The organism is Deltaproteobacteria bacterium (genome assembly GCA_003696105.1).
GTDB lineage: Bacteria > Myxococcota_A > Polyangia > Haliangiales > J016 > J016.
On sequence record RFGE01000036.1, the window covers coordinates 1 to 17,583 of the forward strand.

Consider the following 17,583-nt stretch of genomic DNA (forward strand, 5'->3'; position numbering starts at 1 on the left):
GCCGACCCGCGCGCGCTCGCCGCCGCCGCGCCAACCCCCGCGGCCGGCCCGGCTCCTCGGGCGCGCCGGCGCTGGCCGGTCGCGGCGGCCGCCCTGGTCGCGCTGGGCGGCGGCGCGGCCGCGGCGACCTACGCGGTGATGGCGCACCAGTCCGGCGAGCCGCCGGCGCCCCCGAGCGCGCGCGCCGGCGCGAGCCCCGAGGCGGCCGCGTCCTACGAGTTCACGACCCACCCGACCCGCGAGCTGTATCGCGTCGACGCCGCGGACGCGGCGCCGCGGACCGTCGAGCCCGACGAACCGGCTGGCACGCACGAACCGAGCGGTGCGCGCGGCCGCGTGTGGCACCACCCGAGCTACCCGATCGATGTCAGCCTACCGGCCGGCGTCGGCCCGTTGGAGGAGCAGGGCACCGGCGCCTACGCAGCGAGCGGAACAATCGACGGCCACGACGTCCTCGTCGCCGTCGCCGTCGAGGACTTCGGCGGAGGGCTGCCCGACGCGGCGCTCGAGCAGGCCGCCCGCGCCGTGCCGTCCGGCTTCGGCGGCCGGCTGATCGACGTGCGCCGGCGCCGCGCATGGGGCCGGCGCACGTGGGGCGGCGTGGCCACCGCAGGGGGCGGCACCCGGCTCGAGTTCGTGCTGTATCCGGCCGACGACTTTCTCGCGGTCGTGGCGTTCGCGGCCCCGTCCGACGCCTTCGACGCGCTCGCGCCGGCGCGCGAGCGGCTGTTTGCGCGCGGCGTCCGCCGCCGGTGACGCCGCGCCCCGCACGCGGCGCGCGTCAACCGACGAGCGCCGCGATCTCCTCCTCGGAGAAGCCGTAGTCGCGCAGCACCTCGGCCGAGTGCTCGCCCAGGCGCGGCGCGATCCGGTCCGCGCGCGGCTCGCCGACCGGCGTGCGCACTTGCAACACCTGACCCAGAGCGCCGCCATCGGCCGTGAAGAACGCCCCGCGCGCCGCGTGCAGCGGATGGGCGCGCACCTCGTCGAGTTCGAGCACCGGCTCGCAGCAGCAGTCGACCGCGGCGAGCCGCTCCATCCACTCGTCGCGCGTGTGCTGTTCGAAGATCGCCTGCAGTTCGGCTCGAATCGCGGCCTGCCGGTCCGGCGGCGCGATCACCTCGGACACATCCGCCTTGCGGCCGATCGCGCTGTTGAGCGCGAGCCAGAACTTCGGCTCGAGCGCACCGACCGCGAGGTACTTGCCGTCGCGCGTGCGGTACACGCCGTAACACGCGAGCCCGCCGTTGAGCGGCGCCTCGCCGCGCGTCGGCACCGCGCCACCGGCATCCATCTGGCCGAACGCGTGCGCGAGCAGCGCGAGCGCCCCCTCGCACATTGAGATGTCGAGGTGGGCGCCTTCGCCGGTGCGCTGCCGCTCGACCAGCGCACCGAGCGTCGCGACCGCGCCCCACAGCGCTCCGCCCGCGAGGTCCGCGATCTGCACGCCGGGCAGCGCGGGTGCGCCGCCGCGAGCGCCGCCCATGGCGAGTACGCCGGCCAGCGCGATGTAGTTGAGGTCGTGGCCCGCGCGGTCGCGGTACGGTCCGGTCTGCCCGTAGCCGGAGATCGAGCACATCACGAGGCCGCGGTTGCGCGCGCGCAGCGCATCGTACCCGACGCCAAGGCGGTCGAGCACGCCCGGGCGAAACGTCTCGACGAGGACGTCGGCGCGCTCGGCCATGCGCAACAGCGCGTCGCGGCCCGCGTCGGTCTTGAGGTCGAGTACGAGCGATCGCTTGTTGCGGTTGACCGCGAGAAAGCCGCCGCCGAGCCCGTCGCGCGAAGGCGGCATCTGACGCATGTAGTCGCCGACGTTGGGCGCTTCGACCTTCACCACGTCGGCGCCCATGTCCGCGAGCACCATCGTGAGAAACGGTCCCGGCAACAGGCGCGTGAGATCGAGCACGCGCACTCCCTCGAGCGGTCGAGCCATGTCACCTCCCCGGTGCCACGCAGGTCGACATGCCGACGGCCGGCAGCGGAACGCGCTCCCGGCCGTCGATCGGTTCACGTGAGTCAGGGACGCGCCCGCCGCGGCGCGCCCTACGGGCTGTGCGCCTTACGCGCTGGCGCCGCCGTCGGCGGCGACGGCAAAAAACTGCTGCAGCTTCGTCGCGAGCATCGGATCGCCCGTGACCTTGAGCTTGCCCTGGAAGTACAGCTGCATACCGGCCTGGGGGTCGGACAGCATCGTCTTGAAGTCCTCGTGGTCGACCTCGATCGTGCACTGGGCGTCGCCGCTGTCGCCCGGCGTGCAGGTCGGCTGGTCCTTCGTGAGATCGACGGTCCACTCGCCGCCGCCGTCACCCGTGATCTTGAAACAGTAGATCGCGTTGACTTCCTTGGCGCGGTCCGGGTGCTTCTCGAGCGCCGCGGGGACCTGGACGTCGAACAACTCTTTGGCGTCCTTCGGCAGTTCCGGCATGGGTTCTCCTATCGTCGGTGCGGTGGACCCGCGACGCGTGCGCCCCGCGAGTCGTTCCGCCGGGTCGTAACACGCCGCGTCAGCAGGGGTCAAGCGAAACGGAATGGCCGCTCATTCATCCATACGCGCGTGGAATTGCACGTCCCCGATCCGCGTGTGGCGCAGGCGGCGCGCCGGACCGCCGCACGCGCGGCGTCATGTCGGGCGCGGGGCGGCGACCGCGACGCGCCGAACCCGCGCGCCAGTGCGGCGACGCGCCGGCGTGCCCCCGCGGTCGCGCGCGCCGCCGCCCCCCGCACCCCGTATACTGGCGGACGTGGACCCGCTCGTGACCACGGCGTTGCCGGCCGCGTTGGTCGTGCTCGCCGCCGTGGTGGCGCGGCGCGAGTGGCGGCAGTACCGCAGCGCGACCGCGATCGGTTCCGATCTATTCCGCTACAGCCGCGGCCGGTTGGTGCGGCGCATGACCGGCGTCGGAGTGCTCGTTGCGCTCGCAATGACGCTGGCCGCCCTGGGATGGGTTCGCCCCAGGACGGCCAGCGGGTTGTCCGCGTTGATCGGCGCGCTCCTCGTCGAGGTCGCGCTCCTCGTCGCGCTTCCAATCCTCGACCTGTGGGAGACGGCGCGGACCGCCCGGCCCGAAGACCTCACCCGGCAGGCCGACTGGCACGGCCGCGTCAGAACGCGCAGTCGGCGGGATCCCCCTCCGTAGGCGCCCACTGCGCGGAGTCCGCATAGTAGACCCGGCGGAACGACGGGTCCCAGCACTCGGTCGCGGTGACCGACACGGCGCCGAGATCGCCGCCGGACACAACCACGTCGGCGCGGCCGGCGCCGGTGACGTCCCATCGCGAAGCGATCTGCGCGTCCTCGACGAGAGCGGTGTCGCCGAGATCCGCGTGAATGCCGAACGCGAAGTCGCCGGATGTGTCCTCGGCCTCCCCGTAGTGGTAGGTGAACGTCACCGGCCGCTCGACGCCGTCGTCGCCGATCTCCACCGTGTCGATGACCATGTCGACGGTCGCGTTCGACCCGTCGCGATTCTCCAGATCATATTCGACCGACACGGTGCCGCGCTTGCCCGCATTGTCGACCGGGTCGGCCAGCTCGGCCGCGTCGAAGTCGATGACGAAGCTGCCGGTGCCCCGGTGCGGCTCCGCGCCCGGAATCGCCTCACCGCTGATCGTCGTGACGAACTCACTGTCGGGCCGGGTCTTGTCGCGGCCGTCGAGTTGCCAGGTGTAACGCGCGCCCGCCTCGTGTTCGGTGACGACCAGGCGCCACTCGCTCGGGTCGAGCGCGTCCGAGTGCGGCCCCCACGTGTAGACGTTCCCCTCGACGGTGGTCGGCGGGAACTGAACGACGGTGTGGACGACCAGCAGCACCCAGCCGACGCTGAAGTTCAGGTCGCGGCTGGTGTTCCGGGTGACGAGGTAGTACTCGGCGATCTGGCCGAGGGCGGCTCGGCGCGCGACGCCGATCGAGCCGTCGCCGGGATCACCCGGCAGCGCGGCCGCGGCCTGATCCGGCACCTTGACGCGCACGTCCTCTCCGCGTGGCAGCGCGGCGGCGATCGCGGGGCCGGGATCGGGGTCGATGCAGCCGGCCGACAGCAGGCCGGACAGAGCGAGGCTGGTGGCGGCGGCGATGGAGGTCAGTCGGTTGCGCATGGTCGGTACCTCGTCGTGGTTGGGCGGCGAACGGCCGCGGTTCGCCCGAAGGCGGTGCAGCCGCCGTGCCGATCCGCAACCCCGCGACGACACGCCGCGCATGTTGCGATTTCCTACAGGTCGAGGCGTGCGACCGACCGGCCGTCGTAGAAAACGAACACGGCGCCATCGGCGACCGCGACACCCGGCCGGTCGACGCGCGCGCCGTCCGGCGGAGGCAGCGGCCAGGTCCAGCGGCGGCGGCCGTCGGCGCCGAACGCGACCACCGCGTCGCGGCGAAGGGACGCATCGCGCCGGACCACGACGGCCGCGGCTCCGTCGGGCGCGAACGCGGCGGCCCATACGACGAGCGCCGGCACCCGATCGCCGCGGGCGGCGACCGCGCCGGTCGCCGGGACGATCGCGACCGGCTGGGCGCCCCCGTCGACGGCGATCGCACGCAGCCGTCCCGCGGCATCGGCGGCCAGCGCTCCGGGCGCGGTCGCGTACCGCCCCGGAGCGCGCCACAGCCGGCGCCCGTCGCCGGCCGCGAACGCGATCAGCGCCTCGTCGGCCACCACCGCGACGGCCCCGCCGGCGGCGACCGGGCCGGCGCCGCCCGCGTCGATCGCCGGTTCGATCGGCGCCGACCACGCGCCCGTCGCGCCCGCGCAGCGCAGCGCGGCGCGGCCGAGCCGACAGGCGAGTCCGTTCGCCCGCAGCACGCCCATCTCGTCGGCGGGCCGCGGCGGCGGCCGCGGCGCGTCCGGGTCGCGAGCGACGACGGCGCCGGTCATCGGGTCCAGCTCGACGGCGCCGACGGCGGACGACGCGACCCGCACCGTCGCGCGCACGCGCGGCCCGACCGCCCACGTGAGCGGCTCGGCCGCCGCGGAGGCGAGTTCCGCGCGCCACCGCGGCGCCGGCGGCGTATCGCCGAAGTCCCGCGGGCGCTGGCCGGCCGCCGCATCGCCACGGATCGGCGCGTGCCGCGGCGCGTCGCGGCACGCGCCGAGCGCAGCGACCGCGGCCACCGCGACCGCGCAACGACCGCGCGGCCGCCGGGTCAACGCGACGAGGTGCGCTTGGCCTGCGCCGCGCGGAATCGGTCCGCCCACCCGTCGATGTTGTGCTGTTTGACCCGCGACAGCGCGAGCGCGCCGCGAGGCACATCCTTGGTGACGGTCGTACCGCTGCCGACGTACGCGTCCCGACCGATGGTGACCGGCGCAACGAGCTGGCTGTCGGAGCCGATGAACGCACCGGCCTCGATCACCGTCTGGTACTTCTTCACGCCGTCGTAGTTGCACGTGATCGTGCCGGCACCGATGTTGGCCCGCGCGCCGACCGACGCGTCGCCGAGGTACGCCAGGTGATTGGCCTTCGCCCCCTTCATCAGGTGCGCCTTCTTGGTTTCGACGAAGTTGCCGACCCGGACGTCCTCGTCGAGCCGCGTGCCCGGCCGGCAGTGCGCGAACGGGCCGACCTGCGCCCGCGCGCCGACCGACGCCTCGGTGAGCACCGAGTACGGCTTGAGCCACGCGTCGTCGGCGATCGCGCTGTCCTGCACGATGCAACCCGCGTCGATCCGCACGCGCGCGCCCACCGACGTTCGCCCGCGCAGGTGGACGCCCGAGCCGATCCAGGTGTCGCCGCCGATCGCGTCGACGTCGGCGTCGATGTAGGTAGCGACCGGGTCTTCGAGCGTCACGCCTGCCCGCATCCACCGCTGCGCGATCGAGCGGCGCGCGATCGCGTTCACCGCCGCCAGGTCCGCGCGGTCGTTGATGCCGCGCACCTCGTCGAACGGCGCTTCGATCGCTGCAGCGCCGGGCGCGAGGTCCGTGAGGTACAACTCGCCTTGCGCGTTGTCGTCGGTGAGCCGGCCGATGTCGGCGCGCAGCTTGCCGAGCCGGATCGCGTACAGACCGGCGTTCATCTCCTCGATCGCCCGCTCCTCCGGCGTCGCATCGGCGTCCTCGACGATGCGGTCGACCCGGCCGTCCGCCCGCCGCACCACCCGTCCGTACGCGACCGGCTCGGTCGGGCGCGTGACGGCCAGCGCCATGTCGTCGCACGCGGCGACCAACTCGCGCACCCGATCGGCCGAAACCAGCGGAGCATCGCCCGACAACACGACCACGACGCGGTCATCGGACTCACCGGCGAGTACGGATAGCGCGCACATCACCGCGTGACCGGTGCCCCGGCGCTCGGCCTGCAGCACGGTCTCGACCGCACCGGCGCCGTAGCGCCGGTCGATGGCGTCGCGGACGCGGTCGGCCTGGTGGCCCACGACCGCGACGATGCGCGCCGCGTTCGCCGCGCGCGCCGTCTCGATCGACCAGATAATGAGCGGCCGGCCCGCAACCTCGTGCAACACCTTGGGGCGTTCGGACTTCATCCGGGTGCCCTGTCCAGCCGCGAGGATGACGACGATCGGGGACTGCGACATGGCCGGCAGCATACTCCGATCGCGCCGAAGCCGCGACGCGACCACCGCGCCGGCCGCGTGCACCGCGGTTGCGCCGGGTATACCCTTCCGGCACCGTGACCATCGCTCGCCGCGCACTCGTCGCCCTCCCGTGGCCGGCCGCCGCCGTGCTCCTGTGGCCGGTCGCCGCCGCGGCGCACAGCTTCTCCGTGGCCTACTCGCGGCTCGACGTGTCGGCCGACCGGCGCGCCGCCGCGTACGAGTTGCGCATCGCCGCCGCCGACTTGACCGAGGTGCTCGGCGCCCGCGACGCAGTGGACGCCGATGCGATCCGCGCGGGCGCCGACCGAATCGCCGCGTACGCCGCGAAGCGCGTGTCCGTCGAGGGCGACGGCACGCCGTGCGCTGCGGCGCCGCAGGTCGACGTCGCCGCCGAGTCGGCGCTGTTCGCGCGACTGCGCTGGCAGTGTGCGTGGCCGGCGCCCATTCGAACGATCGCCCTCGACTACGACCTGTTCTTCGACGACCTCGACCCCAACCACACCGGCATGGTCGAGGCGACCTATCGCGGTCACCGCGTGACCGCGACGCTCACGGCCGACGCATCCCGTTTCGAGTGGGATCTGGCCGCCGCGCCGCCGGCGACGGTCTGGACGTTCGTCCAGAGCGGCGTCCACCACATCCTCGACGGCCCGGACCATCTGCTGTTTCTGCTCGGGCTGCTGCTCGTCGCGGCGGCGCGGCGCGTCCGCGACATGCTCGCGATCGTCACGTCGTTTACGGCGGCGCACTCGATCACGCTCATCCTCGCAGCGCTGTCGATCGTGACGCTGCCGAGCCGGGTCGTCGAAAGCGCGATCGCGCTGTCGATCGTCTGGATCGCAGTCGGCAACCTCGCCGTGCGCGAGCCGCGTCACCGCGCCGCGGTCACGTTCGCGTTCGGCCTGCTGCACGGCATGGGGTTCGCCGCGATGCTGCGGCCGCTGTTGCCGCCGTCCGGCGTCGTCGGCCCGCTGCTGGCGTTCAACGTCGGCGTCGAACTCGGCCAACTCGCGGTCGTCGCGGTCGCGATGCCGCTGCTCGCGTGGCTGCACCGGCGCGCCGGACGCGCCGGCTATCGCCGGTTCGTCGTCGTGCCCGGCTCGGTGGGTGTCGCGATCGCGGGCACGCTGTGGCTCGTCGAACGCGCCCTCGACGTCGCGTTGTGGTAGGGGCGTCCGTCAAAGCGCCCTCGCCGGCCGGTCACGCCGTTTCGCGAATGAACAACAGGTACTGCTCTTCGAGGTCGTCGACCTCCATCGGATTGCCGCAGCGCTTGCAGTGTACCGGCGGCAGCTTGCCGCCGCGCTCGCGACACTGGTCGACGTAGAACAGCTCGTCGGCCTGCTCGTCGCACTCCTCGCACACCATCGGCGAGTAAAACGACACCAACTCGCCGTGGCCCAAAAATCCCTGGACCATATTGATCTGGTCCACGACCGGCGGCGGACACTCGACGAAGCGAAGCCGCGTGTCGGGCGGCACCTTGCGGATCGCGTCGATCCACGCGCGCACGCCGAAGCTGTTGATGCGGCGCACCCCCTTCATGGAGATCTCGACGTCGCCGCGCACCGCGCTGATCGGCCTCAGGTCGGCGTGCTCGTCGATCACGCCGGAGATGGCGAGCACGGTGCGCCCGCCGCGGCTGTGGTCCTCGATGCGGAAAACGTAGTCGTCGATCGTCATGGTTGCGGCGTCATGGTTGCGGCGTCATGGTTGCGGCGTCACGGTTGCGGCGTCATGGTCGCGGCGTCACGGTTGCGGCGTCATGGTCGCGGCGTCATGGTTGCGCCGTCACGGTTGCGGCGTCGCGGGGTCGGCAGATTCGGCTACGAAGATGTGAAAGCTCTTGGCGGCCTGCCGGAACCTGCGCATGCTCATCCGCAGGTCGATCAGGCTGATGACCTCGGTCTTTCGCCCCGGATCGATGTTGACGATGAACTTGGACAGCGACTGGAACACGCGAAACAAGCCGATACCGGCGCCGCCGCTCGCATCGGAGAACTGCTGCGGCCCCTTGACCAGGCACCGGTTGAGATAGCTGACCACGGTGTCCTGCGTGAGCGCGCCGAACGGGTCGATCTGCGCGATGGCGATGTACTCGCCGTCGCATGCGAACTGCAGTTCGCCGACCTCGTGGTCCTCGAGCACCACCGGCTCGCGGCGGGACAGCTTGGCGTATTTGGGCTCGCCGTCCGGTGTGCGCGGCGCGTTGTAGATCGCGTTGGTCACGAGCTCGTCGACGATCGTCTCGACCATCTCAATCGTCCGCTCGTTGCAGCCGAGCGCATCGGCGTAGCGCGACACCTCGCGAATGTAGTTCGCCTTGTCGCGCGAATCCCGGATCGTGACGCAGTACGGCTCGACGCCCCACAACAGATACTTCTGCAGACCGAACAGATCGTTGCGCAGCAGCTTCTCGGCGGTCACGATCAGCTCGTCCGGTTCGAGCGGGTCGTCGTTCTTCGCGATCAGGTTGCGAAGATAGCGGCGGGACATCATCAGGGGCAGGTAGTCCTCCGTCGACGACGTCGCGTGCAGCACGAGCTTCGTACGCGGAAACTTGTCGCCAACCCGATCGAACAACGGCTCCCAGCCGTCGTCGTCGCGCAGCGGCGGATCGAAGTTGACCATCATCAGATCGTAGCCGTCGGCGTCGATCGCTTCGCGCAGCTTTGCGTCGTCGTGAGTGACGACGACGGTGCTGCCGGTCGCGTTGAGCGCGCGCTCCGCGACGCGACACGCTCTCGGATCGGGGTCGTAAAACAGGATCGTCTTGCCGCGCATGGACGAAAAAACTCGACTCGTGTGCGTGCTCCGGCGCTCGCCCGGCTACCTCGTCGTTACCCAGGGTAACACATCGGTGGGTTCCGGGGCGCGAAGCGCGCGTGTATACTGAGGCTGAACGGACGGACCACGATGTCTCCCACGCAGCGCGCTGGAGACCGCGGGGGGACGGGGGCGGAAGACAGGGTACGTGTGCTCGCGGTCGACGATGAGCCGATCAACCTCGAGATGCTCGAGCGCTCGCTGCGCCGCGACTACGAGGTCGTGACCGCCGACGACCCGGAGTCGGCTCTCGAGCTGTTGCGGACCGCTCGCGACCGGTCCGCCGAGTTCGCGGTGATCCTGTCCGACTACCGCATGCCGGGGATGTCCGGTGCCGCATTCTTGGCGGCGTCGATGGAGCACATGCCCCACGCCAAGCGCGTCATCGTCACCGGCTACGCCGAGGTCGACGCCCTCATCGACGCGGTCAACGCCGGGCAGATCCACTACGTAGTCAAGAAACCGTGGAACCACAACGAGTTGACGCGGCTCGTCGGGCACTTCGTCGGCGTGTACCGGATCGAGCGCGAGAACCGCCGGCTGGCGGCCGAGCTGCGCGCGGCCAACGCCGCTTTGGCCGCGCGCGGTGACACGCTCGCACGCTCCCTCGACGGCGCGGCGCGCCAACTCGCGCACGCGCAGCGCGACCTCGAGATCCTGTCGTACAAGGACGGACTCACCGGCCTGTACAGCCACCGCGCGTTCCAGGAGCGACTGCGCGAGGAGATCGCCCGCGCCAAGCGATACCGGTCCCCGGTGTCGGTCGTCCTCGCCGACATCGACCGGTTCCGCTCGATCAACAACGACGTGGGCTACCAGCTCGGCGACGAAGTGCTCCGTCGCATTGCGGAGTTGATGCGCGGTGATGCGGAGGACTACCGGCTCCGCGACAGCGACGTGGTCGCGCGCTTCGGCGGCGAGGAGTTCATTCTGATCCTGCCGGAGACCGCCAAGGCCGGGGCGGCGACCAAGGCCGACCGGCTGCGCCGACGCATCGCCGACACCGAGTTCCCGGGCGGGCTCCACATCACGATGAGCTTCGGCGTCGCAGCGTTCCCCGACGACGCCCACGAAACCGAAGATCTGATCGCCGCGGCCCAGCGCGCGCTGCGCCGCGCCAAGGCGAAGGGGCGCGACCAGGTGCGGGTGTTCGGCGACGACGAGACGACGGGCGCCCGGTTTGCGGCGAGCGACACGATCGAACGCGCCCCGGCCTCGACGTCCGCGTCGGTGCCAGCCGTCGCGGCGGTCGCAGCCGACGCGTTCCCGACCTACCACCAGTACCTGCTCGCGCTCACCGAGGCACTCGAACTCGACCGCGCGCTCAATTGCCTGTACATCGACCTCGGCCAGCTCCAACGGGTCGAGTCCGAGTACGGCGTCACCAAACACGCCGATGTGTTGCTCCAGGTCGGCCGCGCGCTCGAGCGCATGCGCGGCAGCCTGCTGCGGCACGACGACATCGTGTGCCGCTCTGCCGACGGCGACGCTTACCTTTGCTTTTTGTCGGCCGCCCGGATCGTGCAGGACGATCCGGGCGAACACGACCTCGAGGGAATCGCGGCGCGCGTGCGCGACGCCCTCGCCAAAGAGCTCGCGCCGACGTTGCAAGACCTGATTCACGACCACCCGCGGCTCGCCGTCGGCTATGCGCGCGTGCTCAACAACACGATGGTGCGCCCCGAACGGCTGATCAACAGGCTCGTATCGGAAGCGGCCGAGTCGGCCGAGCTGCTGCGCCGGCGCGACGTCCACCGAGACAAGGCGTTGCTGCAGGAGATCATCTTGTGCCGGCGGCTGCGCGCGGTCTACCAGCCGATCGTCCACCTCGGAACCGGCGACACGTTTGGCTTCGAGGCGCTCACCCGCGGTCCGATCAAGACGCCGCTCGAGTCTCCGACGGCGCTGTTTTCCGTCGCCGACGAGGTCGACCTCACGTTCGAACTCGATCGCGAGTGTTTTCGCAACGCGCTGCGCGGCGCCGACGACCTCGAGCCGATCCATCGGCTGTTCGTGAACCTGCTGCCGCTATCGTTTTACGACTCGAGCTTCGTCGAGCGCGAGGTGGGCGAGCTGCTCGACGCCGCCGGATTGACGCCGGCCAACGTCGTGTTCGAGATCACCGAGCGGCTCGCGATCGAGAACTTCGCGTCGTTCCGCCGGGCGCTCGCGGGCTACACCGCGATGGGGTTCGGCGTCGCGATCGACGACGTCGGCACGCGACACTCGAACCTCGAGTCGGTGATGGCCCTGCGGCCACACTTCATCAAGATCAGTGACGTGCTCACGCGCGGCGTGTCGCGATCGACCGTAAAACGCGAGATGCTGCGGTCGCTGTGTCGCATCGCCGAGGCAATCGACGCCGTGGTCGTCGGCGAGGGCATCGAGACGCCGGACGACCTCGCGGTGATGCGCGAGCTGGGCGTCCATTACGGGCAGGGGTTTCTGCTCGCGCGCCCTGGCCCCGCGTTTCCGCGCGTCCGCACCGCGGTGCGCCGAATGGTGCAGGATCTGCGGACGGCGGCCGCGCCGACCCCCGCGCCCGCCGCCGACGGCGACGGATTTGACGACGAGGGCGACTTCCGCGAGGATCAGGACGAGCCGACCCTCGCGCGCGGGTCGGGCACGCACCGCACGCCCGCGCCATCCGATTCACCCGAGCCGAGCGACCCCGTCGAAGACGACACCTCACCCCACCTCGTGTGATGGACGCAAACACGCTCCACAAGCTGCTTGCCTTCGGGATCGATCGCGGCGTATCCGACATCCACTTCGAGGTCGGCTATCCTCCGCATTACCGCCTGCACGGCGAGCTGCTCGGCGCCCGCAAAGTTCCTCCGCTCACGCCGGCGGACACAGAGGCGATCGCCGACATCCTGCTCGCCGGGCGCAAGAAGCTCGACTACACGCAGCCGTTCGGCGAAATCGACGTGTCCTACTCGCTGTCGGGCATGGGGCGGTTTCGCGCGTCGATCTTCCGCCAGCGCAGCTCGGTCGGGATCGTGATGCGGCTCATCCCGTTTACGGTCAAGACGTTCGACGAGCTGCATCTGCCGCCGGTGCTCGCCGAAATCGCCGACGCGCGCCGCGGCCTCGTGCTCATCACCGGCGCCACCGGCAACGGCAAGTCGACCACGATCGCGGCGATGATCCGCTACTTGAACGAGACGCGGCACGCACACATCATCACGATCGAGGATCCGATCGAATACCTGTTCGAACCGGGCAAGTGCATGATCATCCAGCGCGAGGTCGGCACGGACACCGAGTCGTTCGCCGACGCGCTCACGGCCGCCCTGCGCCAGGATCCCGACGTCATCATGGTCGGCGAAATCCGCGACCGGAAAACGGCGGAGACCTGCTTGAAAGCGGCCGAGACCGGCCATCTGGTCATCTCGGCGATCCACACGCCCGACTCGGTGGCGACCATTCAGCGCTACGTCGGCATGTTCCCGCCCGAGGCGCAGGATGTCGTCCGCGAGCGGCTCGGAGACAGCCTGCAGGCCGTCGTGTCGTTGCGGCTGCTGCCGGGCAAGGACGGCCGCGGCCGCATCCCGGCGGTCGAAATCTTGCGCGTGACGCGAACCATTCGCGAGTGCATCCGCACGCCCGGCCGGCTCGGCGACATCCCCGACCTCATCCGCCGCGGCCGCGACCTGTACAGCATGCAGCTGTTCGATCAACATCTGGTCGACCTGGTCAACGCGGGCGTCATCACGATGGAGGTCGCGACCTACGCCAGCTCGAACCCGGAGGAGTTCGAGCGCTCGCTCAACATCATCTGACCCGGCGGGCGCCCGCCGGCGCGCCCGCTCGGCCTCAGCGGCCCCGGCGGGCGCGGCCCCGGCGCCCGCGCGTACCGGCGAGCTCGCGCTGCAGATCGAGAGCGTCCCGGTTGCGCGGTTCCAGGTCGAGCGCGGCGCGCACGGCGGCCCGTGCGCGCTTGCGATCGCCGAGCGCACGATACGCCCGCGCCCGGCCGATGTGGGCCAGGGCGGGCCGACGCAGCGGCGGGCGCGCCAACAGCGCGCTCTCGTACGTAAACGCGGACCGCCGTGCGGCGTTCGTCTCGAGATACGCGCGGCCGAGCGCCAGCAGCAGCTCGCCGTCGAACGGGTTGATGTTCACGGCCATCTCGCCGAAGGTGCGCACCTTGGCCCACGCGCGCTTCTTGGCGTACGCGTCGACCAGATGCTTGATCGGCGCGTACTGCATCTGCTCGATGACGACGTAGCGTTCGTACTCGGCGAGCGCGTCGTCGACGCGGCCCTTGTCCTCGTACATCTCGGCGAGCAGAAGGTACGGGTCGGATCGCTCCGGATCGAGCCGCTTGGCGGCGGCGAGCTGCCGCTCGGCGGCGGCGACATCTCCCTCCTGAATCGCGAGATAGCCGAGCCGCACGCGCGGTTCGTACCCGTCGTGCCCGGCCGCGAGCAGCTGCTCGTAGCGGCGCTTGGCCATGCCGAAATTGCGCTCGCGCAGCGCCAGCTCGCCGAGCACGTACAGGGCGTACGGGTTGTCGGGATCGAGTGCGAGCGCATCGGTCATCGCCGCGCGCGCGCCATCCGCGTCTCCCGCGTAGAACCGGCCGATCCCCAGCCGCGCGTGCGCCATCGCATCCTTCGGCGCCGCGGCGACCGCCTGTTCGAGCGCGGTGACATCGTCGAACCCGACCGTCGGCAGCCGGAACGTGCCGCGATAGTGCGCCAGCCGCTTGCGCAGGTAGGCGCGGAACGCCTCGTCGAACTCCGAAACCGACAGGCCGGTGATCTTCTCGATCACCTGGGCCGTATCGAACCCGGCGCCGTACAGTTCGAGCCCGCGGACGATGCGGTCGAAACCGTACGTCTTGGCGATGAACTCGATCGCGAGCGACGACGTGTGATACGCGACGACCACCTGCTCGACGGTCGGCTTGAGGAATCCGTGGTTGAGGTCGACGACCGACGGCAACGTTCCCGCCTCGAGCGCGCCCCACACGTCGACGTCGTTCTCGCGGCGCCACTCGGGACGTGCGATGACCGTCTCGTACTCGGACAACCCCTCGGTGTACCAGCGGGGCACGCGCGACTTCGACATCTGGATCGCGAAGACGTGGCCGAGTTCGTGCCACAGGACCATCGCCCAGTTGATGCTTCCGGCCGACGGCGACGTCGCGGTGATCACGCGGCCGAAGCACACGCCGAGTGCGCCGAGGTTGGGCAGGCCCACCGTGCGCACGCTGTAGTGCTCCGGGTTGCGGAACAGTTCGATCTGGATCGGCGTAGTCGGATGAAACCGATAGCGCGCAACCATGTCGGCATACGCGCGCTCGAGCAGCGGCTGCACGTAGCGATCGAGCAACTTGCGCTCGTCGCGGTGGTAGCGGATGACGAAGTGCTTGGATTTCGCGAACTCGTATTCCTTGGGGATCACCTGCTCGAACAGCTCGAGCAGGTTGTACGTGCGAACGTTGTATTGGTCTCCCTCCCACGCCCGGCGAAGCCACTCGAGCCCCTTGGCCTCGTCGCCCAGACGCAGATAGCCGCTGCCAATGGACTGCATCGCGCTGTAGTCGTGCGGGTCGACGGAGACGGCCTGCTGTTCGAGCGCGATCGCCTCGCGGTAGCGGTGCTCGCGCTCGGCGGACCGCGCGACGATGTGATAGAAGGCGCCGAACTTGGGATTGACGGCGAACACCTTGGCGCGCTCGCGCTCGTAGCCGGCCGCATCGTCGCGCAACCAGTCGATTGCCGCGCGCAGCGCGCGCGCCTCGAGGTCGTTCGGATTCACCGCGAACAGGCTGTCGAGCGTGGCGATCGCGGCGTCCCACTCGTTCGCATCGATCTCGAGCATCGCGCGGACGCGCAGCGCGCCGGCGTGGTGCGGATTGACCGCGAGCGCCTCGCGAATGTGCCGCTGTGCCGCGGCCACGTCGTAGCTCTGTTCGATCTTGACGCGCGCCATCCCGGCGTGGGCGTCCGGGTGGTGCGCGTCGATCTTGAGCACGTCGTCGAAGCTCTGCTCGGCGTAATCGGCCGCGTACTTGTCCAAGAACAGCTCGCCCCACGCGATGTTCGCGTCGAGCAGCTTCGGATCGGCGGTGACCGCTTCGCGAAATGCGTCGTTGGCGTCCTCGTACGCGCCGGTGTATCGCGCGGCAAACCCGAGGTACATCGCGTGCTCGGCGACGTCGAGCTTGAGCTTGCCGGCGTCGTAGTCGGCGAAGAACGCCTCCCACCGCTTTGCCGCGTCGTCGAGCCGCCCGACCGATCGGTACGCCATCGCCAACAGGTAGCGCAGGCGCAGATGGTCGGGCGCCGCCGCGGTGGCCTTTTCGAGCAGCGCGATCGCGTCCGCGTAGCGCCCGGTGGCGAGTTGCACCTCGGCGAGCAACGCCCGGCCGCTGGCTGCGACCGCCGGCCGGCCGGAGCGAGCGAGCGCCCTGGCGCGCCGCTCCGCGGCCGCGTAGTCGCCGGTGCGCAGTTCGATCCGGCCGAGCAGCGCGCTCGCGGCGGCGCGGTCGCGCGCCGGCACGCGGGCCAGTTCCTCGCGCGCGCCGGCGTAGTCGCCGTGCACAAACTTGTCGCGCCCGCCGTCGAGGTCGGCTCGCGCGGCCGGGGCCGCCGCGACCACGGCGCAGCATGCGATCGCGGCGATCGTCGTTCGCGTCATCTCCTCAAGGGTGTTCGACGTCATCGCATTCGTCAACGCCGCACGCGGCTGACCGGTCCGAGCGCACCGCACGGCGGTGACCGGTCCGAGCGCGCCGCGCGGCGCGGGCGGTCCGGGCGGGTGCTACAATCGCGACATGGCGAGCGATCAGGCCTCGGGGGCGCCGGCCCAGTCGGGGAGCATGTACGCCGACTTCGACTCGTTTCTGAAGACCGCCATCCGCGAGTATTACGACCGCGGATGGACGCACCGCAAGGGCAACTTCATCGCACTGTTGATCGCCAGCGGCCAGACCGCGATGTCGATGGCGAAGGATTCCGTCGTCGACGGCAGCGGCACCAAGAAGGTCGCGATCGGCGCGGCCACGGTGCTGGCGTTACGGGTCGGCCTGCGCTTCGCGCTCGGCGGCCCGCTCGGCGTCGTGCTCACGCTCGCCGCGTCCGCGTCGATGGTGTCGTATTTCCTGCGCAACCAGCGCGACATCGTCAAGAAGGTCGGAGCGTACAGGGCGCTCATCGCGGACACGCGCGAGCGCTACGAGGAACTGCAGGCGGGCTGGCACGACGGCAAGTACGACGACACGTCGCGCAACTTGATGATCGACGGACTGATGAAGCGGTTCATCGAGCAGTGCGACGAGGTGTGATACACCGCGCGATCGCGATCGCGGTCGCGGCCGCCGTGCTGTCGGCGCACGCTCCCGCGGCCCGCGCAGACGACGGCGAGGTGATCGGCATCCTCGACGTGGAAGTCGTCGGCGTGTCCGACACGGCCGCCGAGATGTTCGAGGCGAGCCTGGAGACCGGGCTCGGCAACGCCGGATTTCGCGTCGCCAAGCGCGAGCGCATGCGCGAGCTGCTCGAGCCGAGCGGCTACATCCCGGGCTGCCGGTTCGGTCCGTGCCTCAAGACGGTCTACGACGTGACCGGCGTGCGGTTGGTGCTCGTCGCGCGCATCACCGGCATCGGCAAGAATTTCTCGTACCTGGTGACGCTCGTCGACACGCGCACCGGCCTGCACACCGCGCAGGACACCGACGAATGCCCCGTGTGTACGGTCGACGAGGCGGTGGCGACGGCGTCGCTGGCGGTCATCGGCCTCGTCACCGGCGCGAGCAACCCAGAGGTGACCGACCCGAGCGTGGGCCCGACCGGCGGCATTCAGTTCGATCCGGCCGAACTGCGCGAGCGCGAGCGCGCGCTCGACCGCAAGCTCGCCGCCCGCCGGCGGTCGCTGCGCCGAGGTGGCGTGTTCTTGCTCGGGATGGCGGCGCTGGCGGCGGGGGCCTCGGCCGTCGGCTTTGCGGACGACAACGACACGCTCGGCGCCGCCGGCGCCGCGGCCGCCGGCGCGTTTGCCGTCGGTGGCGCGACCGTGTTCGCCCTGTCGCGCCGGTTCTGAGGCCGCGCGCTGTGCGTTCCGGGGAGCCCGCAGTCGCGCGGGCCGGGATCCGGCGTTCGAACGGCACGGGCTGCGGCCGCGACCTCCGGGCGATCGTCGGCGCACGTCCTCGCGCCGTCCGGCACCGTGGGTCGCGCACGTCCTCGCGC

General features: G+C 70.9%; 14 protein-coding genes. 7 read left to right on the forward strand and 7 right to left on the reverse strand.

The window, feature by feature from the left end; all coding sequences use genetic code 11:
- Nucleotides 1-756: hypothetical protein (locus D6689_02340; GenBank protein RMH44415.1), on the forward strand; the 756-nt coding region annotated here is incomplete at its 5' end.
- A 25-nt stretch (nt 757-781) separates the two neighbouring features.
- On the opposite strand, the gene D6689_02345 is transcribed toward D6689_02340, so the two are convergent.
- Nucleotides 782-1,936, reverse strand: coding sequence for a CoA transferase (locus D6689_02345; protein ID RMH44416.1), 1,155 nt, complete (start codon nt 1,934-1,936; stop codon nt 782-784).
- A gap of 126 nt (nt 1,937-2,062) precedes the next feature.
- On the reverse strand, nt 2,063-2,428 hold the full coding sequence (locus tag D6689_02350; protein RMH44417.1) for a hypothetical protein: 366 nt from the start codon (nt 2,426-2,428) through the stop codon (nt 2,063-2,065).
- A 316-nt stretch (nt 2,429-2,744) separates the two neighbouring features.
- Here D6689_02350 and D6689_02355 point away from each other — a divergent pair, with 316 nt between their 5' ends.
- Complete coding sequence (locus D6689_02355; protein RMH44418.1) at nt 2,745-3,140, forward strand: hypothetical protein; 396 nt, start codon at nt 2,745-2,747, stop codon at nt 3,138-3,140.
- Here D6689_02355 and D6689_02360 read toward each other — a convergent pair.
- Together D6689_02360 and glmU are read right to left on the reverse strand one after the other, a co-directional pair.
- Nucleotides 3,106-4,605: a hypothetical protein gene (locus D6689_02360; GenBank protein RMH44419.1), complete on the reverse strand. Its 1,500-nt coding sequence runs from the start codon at nt 4,603-4,605 to the stop codon at nt 3,106-3,108. The two genes, D6689_02355 and D6689_02360, sit on opposite strands and share 35 nt — an antisense overlap.
- A 538-nt stretch (nt 4,606-5,143) precedes the next feature.
- Entirely contained in the window at nt 5,144-6,532 is a 1,389-nt protein-coding gene (gene glmU, locus D6689_02365; GenBank protein RMH44428.1) for a UDP-N-acetylglucosamine diphosphorylase/glucosamine-1-phosphate N-acetyltransferase, read from the reverse strand.
- A gap of 95 nt (nt 6,533-6,627) precedes the next feature.
- On the opposite strand from glmU, the gene D6689_02370 reads away from it, so the two are divergent.
- Nucleotides 6,628-7,722 carry a HupE/UreJ family protein gene (locus tag D6689_02370; protein RMH44420.1) on the forward strand — a complete coding sequence of 365 codons (1,095 nt, stop codon included), beginning with the start codon at nt 6,628-6,630 and terminating at the stop codon, nt 7,720-7,722.
- Nucleotides 7,723-7,753: 31 nt separating this feature from the next.
- Here the strand turns inward: D6689_02370 and D6689_02375 are convergent, their stop codons facing one another.
- Nucleotides 7,754-8,236, reverse strand: a complete 483-nt coding sequence (locus D6689_02375) for a hypothetical protein (protein RMH44421.1) — start codon at nt 8,234-8,236, stop codon at nt 7,754-7,756.
- A gap of 108 nt (nt 8,237-8,344) precedes the next feature.
- On the reverse strand, nt 8,345-9,337 hold the full coding sequence (locus tag D6689_02380; GenBank protein RMH44422.1) for a hypothetical protein: 993 nt from the start codon (nt 9,335-9,337) through the stop codon (nt 8,345-8,347).
- Nucleotides 9,338-9,469: 132 nt separating this feature from the next.
- Here D6689_02380 and D6689_02385 point away from each other — a divergent pair, with 132 nt between their 5' ends.
- Both D6689_02385 and D6689_02390 read left to right on the forward strand, forming a co-directional pair.
- Entirely contained in the window at nt 9,470-12,085 is a 2,616-nt protein-coding gene (locus tag D6689_02385; GenBank protein RMH44423.1) for an EAL domain-containing protein, read from the forward strand.
- Nucleotides 12,085-13,164, forward strand: coding sequence for a PilT/PilU family type 4a pilus ATPase (locus D6689_02390; GenBank protein RMH44424.1), 1,080 nt, complete (start codon nt 12,085-12,087; stop codon nt 13,162-13,164). Before D6689_02385 ends, D6689_02390 begins: the two co-directional genes overlap by 1 nt.
- 34 nt (nt 13,165-13,198) lie before the next feature.
- On the opposite strand, the gene D6689_02395 is transcribed toward D6689_02390, so the two are convergent.
- Nucleotides 13,199-16,057: a hypothetical protein gene (locus D6689_02395; GenBank protein ID RMH44425.1), complete on the reverse strand. Its 2,859-nt coding sequence runs from the start codon at nt 16,055-16,057 to the stop codon at nt 13,199-13,201.
- A gap of 112 nt (nt 16,058-16,169) precedes the next feature.
- Here D6689_02395 and D6689_02400 point away from each other — a divergent pair, with 112 nt between their 5' ends.
- A complete protein-coding gene (locus D6689_02400; protein ID RMH44426.1) occupies nt 16,170-16,679 on the forward strand; it encodes a hypothetical protein in 510 nt (169 codons plus the stop codon).
- Nucleotides 16,676-17,434: a hypothetical protein gene (locus tag D6689_02405; GenBank protein RMH44427.1), complete on the forward strand. Its 759-nt coding sequence runs from the start codon at nt 16,676-16,678 to the stop codon at nt 17,432-17,434. The genes D6689_02400 and D6689_02405 overlap by 4 nt, the downstream gene beginning before the upstream one ends.
- Nucleotides 17,435-17,583 lie beyond the last annotated feature (149 nt).